General features: G+C 62.7%; 10 protein-coding genes. 2 read left to right on the forward strand and 8 right to left on the reverse strand.

Annotated features, from left to right (window positions below; all coding sequences use genetic code 11):
• Positions 1-181 precede the first annotated feature (181 nt).
• Positions 182-520 (reverse strand): P-II family nitrogen regulator, encoded by a 339-nt coding sequence (locus ACGVJ8_RS02770; RefSeq protein ID WP_392345376.1) that lies wholly within the window; start codon positions 518-520, stop codon positions 182-184.
• Positions 521-644: 124 nt separating this feature from the next.
• Between ACGVJ8_RS02770 and queF the strand changes: the two genes are divergently transcribed.
• Entirely contained in the window at positions 645-1,034 is a 390-nt protein-coding gene (queF, locus tag ACGVJ8_RS02775; protein WP_392345377.1) for a preQ(1) synthase, read from the forward strand.
• Here queF and ACGVJ8_RS02780 read toward each other — a convergent pair.
• The 3 genes from ACGVJ8_RS02780 to ACGVJ8_RS02790 are packed head-to-tail and all read right to left on the reverse strand — an operon-like array spanning position 1,022 to position 4,179.
• Complete coding sequence (locus ACGVJ8_RS02780; protein ID WP_392345378.1) at positions 1,022-2,308, reverse strand: cytochrome c biogenesis protein ResB; 1,287 nt, start codon at positions 2,306-2,308, stop codon at positions 1,022-1,024. The genes queF and ACGVJ8_RS02780 overlap by 13 nt on opposite strands.
• A gap of 5 nt (positions 2,309-2,313) precedes the next feature.
• Positions 2,314-3,027 (reverse strand): cytochrome c biogenesis CcdA family protein, encoded by a 714-nt coding sequence (locus tag ACGVJ8_RS02785; RefSeq protein WP_392345379.1) that lies wholly within the window; start codon positions 3,025-3,027, stop codon positions 2,314-2,316.
• A 54-nt stretch (positions 3,028-3,081) separates the two neighbouring features.
• The gene (locus ACGVJ8_RS02790; protein WP_392345385.1) at positions 3,082-4,179 is read right to left on the reverse strand and encodes an FtsW/RodA/SpoVE family cell cycle protein; all 1,098 of its coding nucleotides are present in this window, start codon (positions 4,177-4,179) and stop codon (positions 3,082-3,084) included.
• A 547-nt stretch (positions 4,180-4,726) separates the two neighbouring features.
• Between ACGVJ8_RS02790 and ACGVJ8_RS02795 the strand changes: the two genes are divergently transcribed.
• Complete coding sequence (locus ACGVJ8_RS02795; RefSeq protein ID WP_392345380.1) at positions 4,727-5,533, forward strand: TlyA family RNA methyltransferase; 807 nt, start codon at positions 4,727-4,729, stop codon at positions 5,531-5,533.
• Between the two features lie 57 nt (positions 5,534-5,590).
• Here ACGVJ8_RS02795 and ACGVJ8_RS02800 read toward each other — a convergent pair whose 3' ends face one another.
• The 4 genes from ACGVJ8_RS02800 to ACGVJ8_RS02815 all read right to left on the reverse strand — a co-directional run.
• Positions 5,591-5,791, reverse strand: coding sequence for a phycobilisome linker polypeptide (locus ACGVJ8_RS02800; protein WP_392345381.1), 201 nt, complete (start codon positions 5,789-5,791; stop codon positions 5,591-5,593).
• Between the two features lie 5 nt (positions 5,792-5,796).
• Positions 5,797-6,285, reverse strand: coding sequence for an allophycocyanin subunit beta (gene apcB, locus ACGVJ8_RS02805; RefSeq protein WP_392345382.1), 489 nt, complete (start codon positions 6,283-6,285; stop codon positions 5,797-5,799).
• A gap of 39 nt (positions 6,286-6,324) precedes the next feature.
• Complete coding sequence (locus ACGVJ8_RS02810) at positions 6,325-6,810, reverse strand: allophycocyanin (protein WP_392345383.1); 486 nt, start codon at positions 6,808-6,810, stop codon at positions 6,325-6,327.
• Positions 6,811-7,216: 406 nt separating this feature from the next.
• A partial coding sequence (locus ACGVJ8_RS02815) for a phycobilisome rod-core linker polypeptide (RefSeq protein ID WP_392345384.1) occupies positions 7,217-8,926 on the reverse strand: 1,710 nt, incomplete at its 5' end.

Here is an 8,926-nt window from a genome sequence, read left to right on the forward strand (position 1 = left end):
GTCGCTCCAGAGCGACTCAGCCCCGGTGATTCTTCGAGGTATCGTTCGGCCCGGAACCGGTGGGGACCGGGCCTGGTGTCGGGTGGTGGAATTTGCCGAGGAATTCGGCATCTCCGTTGGTTTTGATCCGCTCAGGCTTGGAGAACGCCGCGGCGGATAGGGCTGTTCTGGCGTTGCAAGCTCAGAGAGCTGTGCTGTCGCGGTCGCCAGTGCGGATGCGCACCACCGATTTCACAGGGCTGACGAAGATCTTGCCGTCACCGATTTCACCGGTGCGGGCGGCATCGGCGATCGACTTGACCACTTCTTCGACCCGGTCGTCCTCGACCACCACTTCAATCTTCAGTTTCTGCAGAAATTCAACGGTGAATTCCGAGCCGCGATAGCGCTCCACCTGGCCTTTCTGGCGGCCGAAGCCCCGCACTTCGCTCACGGTCATGCCGATGATGCCGGCCTCCACCAGCGCCACCTTGACGTCTTCCAGCTTGAAAGGACGAATGATTGCTTCGACCTTTTTCATGGCGGAGTACTGATCTGGTTTCAAGGATGCCGCGGTTCTCAGAGCCGTGCGTGGCCGCTGTTACAGAACGCTGCCGAAGCTTGACTTCTTAGGGTCGCTGATCAGAACTGGCCCCTTCATCCCTTTGACCCAGACCCCCCTCTACGGCGAACGCACCATCGCCGAAGCCAAGCTGATCTGCTTCGACAACCCCCGGCCTGGGCGCCCCTATGAGGTGTCGATCGAGCTGCCGGAATTCACCTGCAAGTGCCCCTTCTCCGGCTATCCCGATTTCGCGGTGCTGCGCCTGATTTACCAACCCGGGCCGCGGGTGGTGGAGCTGAAGGCGATCAAGCTTTATGTGAACAGCTACCGCGACCAGTCGGTCTCCCATGAGGAGGTGACCAACCGTATCCTTGATGATCTGGTGATGGCCACCGATCCGGTGTGGATGCAGCTGGAAGCCGATTTCAATCCCCGCGGCAATGTGCACACCGTGGTGCGGGTGAGTCACGGCACCCGTCAGCCCTGCTGATCGACCACCACTTGCTGCACTAACTGAGGCAATTCAGTGGCGAAGGCGGCGAGGTTGCGGTTGCAGAGGCCACCCACGCTGAGGGTTCCATCGGCAGCGATGGCCCACAGCTGCCGGGTGGCCACGAGGCTCAATCCACCGCCCAATAGCAGTACTGCGAAGCCCAGGTAAACCAGCGGTACTCCAGGATCCCGTTTGAGCAGCAGTCCGCTGGCCGGCAGCACCGCGTCCACCCGCATCGGCAAGCCCTTCACCTCAGCGGCGGGACCACCCGGTCGCAGTCGCGCTAGCTGCTGGCCGTTTGCATCGAAAACCGTGGCAGGACCCTGTTCGCTCTCCAGGCTCAGAAACACCGGTTCCGTGCCATCAGGGCGGGTCGGCAGCACTAGGCCCCAAATCTGATCACCCAGCTCCGGATAGGTCTGCAACGGCAGCTCCAGCACGGGGCTGCGCCCGATCTGCAGGCTGATCGTTGCGAGCGACCAATCCGCCTGATAGATGGTGATGCCCCGGTGCCGCAGCGGGTGATTGACGCTGATCTCGGCATCCAAGCTTTGGTTGGGGCCCTGCAGCTTCAGAGTGGAGCGGAACTGTTCTGTTCGGCCGGCAGGGTCTCGATCAATGGCGAAGCTATCCAGGGCGATCGTCAGCTGACTGGTGCCATCGCGATCCAGTAGATCGAGGCTGCGGCCGGGGGCCAGGAAGCGCTCAAGGCGGTTCCCCGCTAGGGCACCCCAGGCTGCACCCAGCATCAGCAGCACCAGGCCGGTGTGCACCAATAGGGGCCCCATCCGGCCGATGGCGCCGCGTCGGGCCGCCAGCCGTTGTGGCTTGCGTTGCACCTCCCATCCGTCGGCTCGCAGCACCGTCTCCAGCTGTGTCAGCCCCTGGCTGGGGTCAGGGCAGGACTGGCTTTCGGCGATTGCCAATTTGCTCAGCTGGCGTGTGGTACGGTAGTCGATCCAGCGCCAGGCCGCCATCAGGGCTGGCCACTGGCGGCGCCAACTGCAGAGGATCAGGGCGAGCCCTAGCCAGGCCAGCAGGGCCAGAAACCAGCCGCTGGAATACACATGATCAAGCTGCAACTGCAGTACCTGCTCGCCGTGGAGTAGCCCCAGCCAGGGGGTATCGGCATAGGCATCGATGTAGCTCGAGGGAGTATCCCCCTGGGGGATGCCGGTGCCCACGGCACTGGCCAGGGCAATCAGCAGCAGCAGCACAATGGCCAGCCGCAGATCGCTGAGCCAGACGGCCATGCGTTTCAGTAGCGCCATCCCCATCAGCTCCAGCGGGCCAGCAGGGTCAGCAGGCCGCTGGTGAGCAGCACCACACCACTGGCTGGCGGCACCCAGCGACTGATGCCCCGCAGGGCCAGCAGTTTGGGAATGGCTGCTGCAAAGCTGCCCGCCAGCAGCAGGGGTAGCACCTGGCCGATACCGAAGCTGCTGAGCAGGGCCACCCCTGCCAGGGGACGACCGCTCTGGGCAATCCATCCCAGTAGCACCGCCAACACGGGGGTGGTGCAGGGTGAGGCCGCCAGCCCGAAGGCCAGTCCTGCCGCAACTGGCGCAAGCGGGGCCGGAACCTTCTGACGCCAGTGGTCCGGATCCGGACCACTGGGCAGTGGAATCCGCAGCACTCCCAGCAGGTTGAGACCCATCGCCACCGCCAGGATCGCCACCAATGTGGGGATCAGCGACGGCACCTGGCCGTAGATCCGGCCCAGCAAGCCGCTGATGCTTCCCAGCACCACCAGGGCGCCGACGATGCCGCCGCAGAAGGCGAGGCTGCGCTGCCAGGCCGGTTGGCCATCGTCAAAGCCCGCCAGGTAAGCCAATGTCACCGGCAGCAATGACAGGGAACACGGCCCCAGACTGGTGATAGCGCCACTCCCAAACACCAGCGCCAGGGTCAGTGGTCCTGGATCCGCCAAGGCGCGCTGCAGCAGCTGTTCGCTGCTCTGGGCCAGATCGGAGAGCAGCAGCAGGTCCACAGGTGCCCTTGAGTATGTAAAGCCTATCCAGGCAAGCCGATCGTCAGACCAGGTTCAGTGTTGACGCAACGACCGTTGTCGCCTGTTGGATCGCCCCCCGATCAAGCCGGTGGATTCCAGTGAACAGCGGATCAGCAGGCCCAGGATCACCAGGCTCGACATCAGCGAGTTGCCGCCGTAGCTGATCAAGGGCAGCGGCAGACCAGTGGTGGGCATCGCCCCAGAGGCCACAGCGATGTTCAGGATCGACTGGCCCACCAGGATTGTGGTGCAGCCGATGGCCACGAGCCGTGCTTGGTTGCTGCGGCAGCTCAGGGCCACCCGCAGCCCCACCCAGGCCACCAGCATCAGGAACAGCAGCAACAGCACCGAGCCCACGAATCCAAATTCCTCGGCGAACACCGCGTAGATGAAGTCGGTGCTCTGGATCGGCAGGTATTGGAGCTTTTGGGTGGAGAGGCCATAGCCCTGCCCCATCCAACCGCCCGATCCGATCGCCAGCAGGCTCTGCACCAGCTGATAGCCATCTCCCATCGGGTCGTTCCAGGGATCCAGAAACGACACCACCCGGATCCGCTGGTATTCATTGATCAGGATGCTGGCGGTGCCCAGCAGCGATCCTGCCAAGGCGGTGCCCAGCAGGCTGCGCCAGCGCAGGCCGGCCGCCAGGGCCACCATCCAGAGGGTGAGTCCCATCAGGGCCGCTGTGGAGAGGTTGGGTTGCTTGAGGATCAGCAGCAGCAGCCCGCCGAAGCTCCCCAGCCAAAGCAGCTTCTGGTCGAGGCTCATACGGCTCCAGGGGGCAAACAGGTTGGCGGCTTGCAGCACCACAAAGGGTTTCACCAGCTCCGAGGGCTGCATCTGCAGCGGGCCCAGCACCAGCCAGCGGCTGGCGCCGTTCACCGTGATGCCCATCACCAGGGTGGCGGCGATCAGCAGGCAGCCCATCCACAGCCCTGGGCCTGACCAGCGCAGCCAGCGCCGCAGGTTGGTGGAGATCGTGATGCCCAGCAAACTCCAGCTGGCCAAGAGCCAGATCGCCTGCCTTTTCAGATAGAAACCGCCATCGCCCATTTCCCGTAGGGCCACCCACCAACTGGCGGACGCCAACACCACCAGCCCTGCCACACTCCAGAACCCCGCCAGCCCCATCAGCAGGCGAGCTTCTGCTGGCCAGAGCTGCCACGGCAAGGGCAGCAGAAGCTGGACCAGAGCCGACTTCTGAGTCTCTTGTTTACCCCGTCGTCTCGAAGCTCTTTGGAGGGCTGTCGTTTGACCCAAACGTTTGCTCAAACAGCCTCAATGCTCCATTGAGCCGTGAAATGGTTGCCTTGCCAAGGCACTGATTGAACAGAATTGTTGGCTGGGAGTCTTTGCAGGACTTGGTGAGCAGTTGCTTCGCTTACGCAACGTTCAACCGCTTATGCTCAACTTCCCACTGCACGTGAGATCCCCAGGATTGCTGGCGCACCCAGCAGCGTCCCCCGCGGCAGTGAAGAACTTGGAAGGGCGGCCGGTCGGAGGGCTGGTTATCGAGCCGCACAAAGCTGCCCGGCCGCAACAGCGGCACCACCTTTGCGGGTTGGGGGCGGTGGTTGGACACGTCCCTCGACGCGAATTGCGGCAATCCTCTTGGGAGAACACGCTCCAGCCGCTGGATCGCCGGTTTTCTTTGGGATCAGTCTGCTTTTATGTCGCAATGGCGTTCAAACAGCGTCTTGATCTGGAACTCCTGACCCGTGGATTGGTCAGTTCACGCCAACAGGCGCAGCAATTGATTCGTGCTGGAAAGGTGCGGGATGGCGCCGGTACCCTGTTGGATAAGCCCGGAACGGAGGTGACGCCGGAGCGAGAACTGCGGGTGGAGCAGCCCCCCCGCTTTGTCTCTCGAGGGGGCGAAAAACTGCTGGCGGGCTTGAAGGCTTTCCCTGTGCGGGTGGAGGGGCGCGTCTGCCTGGATGGCGGCATCTCCACCGGCGGCTTCACCGATTGCCTGCTGCAGCACGGCGCTACTCGTGTTTATGGCGTTGATGTGGGCTACGGCCAAACGGCCTGGAGCCTGCGAACCGACGAACGGGTGGTGCTGCGGGAACGCACCAACCTGCGCCATCTGCAGTCCAACGATCTCTATGGGGCCGACGACCCCTGGCCCAGTTTGGCGGTCACCGATGTGTCGTTCATTTCCCTGCGGCTGATTCTTCCGGCGTTGCGCCGGTTGTTGCAGGGTCCCGACACCGATGCGCTTGTGCTGGTGAAGCCGCAGTTTGAGGTAGGCAAGAGCCGCGTCGGCAAGGGCGGCGTGGTGCGTGACCCTGCGGCCCACCGGGATGCCATTGAATCCGTGATTGCAGCGGCGGCAGAATCGGGTTGGCAGCTCCAGGGCTTGGTGGCTTCGCCGATCACCGGGCCTGCCGGCAACCACGAGTACGTGCTTTGGTTGGGAGAGGGAGATGCCGCTGTTCTTCCGGATCTCGATGCTTTGGTGGCGCAGACCCTCCACGGTTGATGGCCAACAAAAAAGCCCGGTGTTGAACCGGGCTTAGAATTCTCTTTGGAGCAGAGTTCAGTTGCCGACATTGACCTGCTGATCCCCGGTGCAGAGCTCCACCTTGATGATGCGGCCACCCTGCTTTTGGATGCGCTGCTGTTCAGCGAACCAGCTGTCGTAGGGCACCCACTTGGTGAAGAAGGTGTTCTGCAATTCGCGCTGCGTCCGAACCTTTTCAGGGCTGGGAATGCAGGCAGTGACTTTGAACAACCGCATGGGGTTCAGTTGCCGAGGCCGGAGCAGATGTAGTCGAAGTAGACACCCATTTCCTTGCCGGCATCAGGGCCGACCAGTCCAGCGGTGACTTCCTTCATGGCCTGGATAGCCTGAACGGTGGCACCGATGGGCACACCCAGGGAGTTGTAGGTCTCCTTCAGGCCGTTCAGAACACGCTCATCGAGGATCGAGGTGTCGCCAGCCAGCATGGCGTAGGTGGAATACCGCAGGTAGTAATCCAGGTCGCGGATGCAGGCGGCGTAACGGCGGGTGGTGTACATGTTGCCGCCGGGACGGGTGATGTCCGAGTACAGCAGGGCCTTGGCCACGGCATCACGGATGATGGCCGAAGCATTGGCGCTGATGGCAGCGGCAGCGCGTACACGCAGCTCACCACTGGCGAAATACGACTCGAGGCTGCTCATCGAAGCCGTGTCCAGGTACAGGCCCTGGACGTCCGACTTGTTGATGACGTTGGTGATGGCGTCTTGCATGGATCCGTGAGGAGACGAGAGGGGAATTCAGCGAGCGGTTCAGGCGAGGGCGCCAACCACATAATCGAAATAGGTGCCGGCTTCCTCTGCGTCGGCTCCGGTGAGAAGACCCATGGCGGCGATCTTCATCTCGCGCACGGCTTCTGCCATGGCTTCAAGGGGAGTGCCCAGGGAGCGGTAGAGCTCTTTCGCGCCGATCACACCGATCTCTTCGATCGGAGTCGCGTCACCGGCAACGATGCCGTAGGTGACAAGGCGTAGGTAGTAGTCCATGTCACGCAGACATGTGGCAGTCATCTCTTCGCCGTAGGCATTGCCGCCGGGGGAGATGACGTCGGGACGCTTCTGGAACAGCTGACCACCAGCCTGCTTGACGATGCGCTCGCGGCTCTCGCACAGGACCTGGGCCACGCGCAGACGGCGTTGACCGCCGGTGACGAAGGCTTTGATCTGGTCGAGTTCGCCAGGGCTGAGGTAGCGGGCTTCGGCGTCCGCGTTGATGATCGAGTTGGAGACGATGCTCATGCAGTTCTGCCTCGAAACAAGCGGCCGCCCGTAGGAGACCGGTATCCGGTGAATAAGGGGTGATCCCGAGGGATCGTGTCTCAGAGTAAAGGCTGAGACAGGGGGTCGAAGCGTCGGGAGTGAGACTTGTTCACAACGGTCAACACTGATCGTTGTGGTCTCGCTCCGTTGGGATCGGCTGAGGCATTCTGCGCTGGCGACGGCCTGGGATTTTTGCCCGGGTAACAGTTCTTCACGGCATGAGCTGTACCCGGAAAGCCGTTGCCATGACTGCGATTTGCGTCATGGCCCTAGAGGGTCTCAAGACGCACAAAATGATCCCGATGAAGCGGCACTTCACCGGGATCCAATGACAACAACCGCTGTGAATTGGGGCGGTTGTTTGTCAGAAAAATGGCCGTTTGGCTCAGATCGCGTTGCCTGTGGGCGGATTCAGGCCGGCATTGCCGCGGTAGAGCGAGGCCGTGCGCTGGATGGTGGCTTGGCTGATACCTGATGCTGTCGACATGCCGTCGATGCGAGGCACCGTTGTGCTGATTCGCTCCGCCAACAGTTCGGTCACGGCAGCTCCATGGCCCGCTTGAGCGCGGGTGATCAGGAAGCGGCTGGTTTCTGCTGGGGTGGTGGCCCGTCCCAGCAGAGCCAAACCTGCTGCTGAAGCAGCTCGAAGCGGAGCCATGGAGGTGATGCGGTTCTGGAACGCCTCGCTTATGGCCACTTCAGCGATGAAATCGGGCAGGTCGATGTCCTGATTGCGCAGCCGTGACTCGGCGGAGACTAGGCGCTCGCTTTCCGTTGGAACACGGTTAAGCAGCTGCCGGTATGTCGCATCGAGTACGGTGCGAAGTTCAGATTCACTGCAGGGCTGTTTCAGCTCAAACATCGCCGGGAGCCCAGCCCGCAGCTGGAATCCAGAGGCATCGGCGTTGGCCAATGCTTGCCCCATGGTCGAAAGGGCCTGGGTCTTCCCGGCCGCGACGGAGCGGCTCTTGACGGTCCAGGTGGGGCCATCGAGTTTGCTAATCTCGGGCCCACTGGCCCGACGCATCGGGAAGCCGGTTTTCTTCGAGGCCAGGCTTTGCTGGCGCACCACCGACAACCAACGGGAGTCGGCGCCGCTGGTGGGTTTCCAGGTTCCTTGGGAGGTGGGCTTGGTGTCGACCAGGTTGCGGGGTGTGATGCTGCCACTGCTGCGGAACCCTTCCGCTGGCCGCGCTTCTGGGCGGCTGCTCTGGGTGAGATCAGCGACAGCGGCAAGGTTGAGCGGGCGTGCCCAGCCTGGGGCACGACGGGCGTTCACATCGCCTGGGGTGATGAATCGCTCAAATGGAACCGTGTCGGATCCGAAAGCTTCGCTGTATTCACGGCTGTCGATCAGCGCATCTACCACGCCGTAGAAGCCGTGCCGGGCAGCGGTGTCGAACAGGGTATTAATTTCCCAGCGACCGAAGGTTGGGCGTCCCAGCAGACGGCGGTGCATTGCTTCGATGGCCTTCACGATGTAGAGGCCACTCCAGTAGCGGCGACGGAAGGCATCGGAGCGGGCCACCGTTCGTACGAAATCCTTCAGGGAGATGTCGCCGTTCTCGAGCCGGGCTTCAGCTGAGCCCATGCGCTCTCCCGCATAGCCACCGTTGCCTAGCACCTGCACATACACCGCTTTGATCACGGCTTGGGTGCTGGCTTCAGTGGTGCGAACGCTGGGGTTTCCGCCGCGACGGGGATTGACGGTTCCACCGGTTGCGATCTGCTGGAGTCGGACCACCCGTGGCCCCACCTTGCGGGGGCGGCTGCCCCGGAAGGTGGGGCTGTCGAGTTGTCCGGGGCTGTTAAGACCGTTGCTCACCAGCAGGCGGCGGCTGTCATAGCCGTAGGGCGCCGGTCGTGTGGCCACCGAGGCTGTTCCGCTCGGGAAGATGGCGCCGTACTGGTTGCCCACCGGGTCGGTCCCACCGCCATAGACATGCTGATCGGCAAAGGGCTGCCGGTAGGAGGCGTAGAGGGTGACGTATTGCGGAGCACCGTCGAAGGGGGCGCTGAAGTTGAACAACTTGCGGTTGGACCCCCAGCCGGCGCTTTCCTGAGCTTCTTCGCCGAGATCACGCAGGTAGGGAAC

This window comes from Parasynechococcus sp. (genome assembly GCF_042954245.1).
GTDB lineage: Bacteria > Cyanobacteriota > Cyanobacteriia > PCC-6307 > Cyanobiaceae > Parasynechococcus.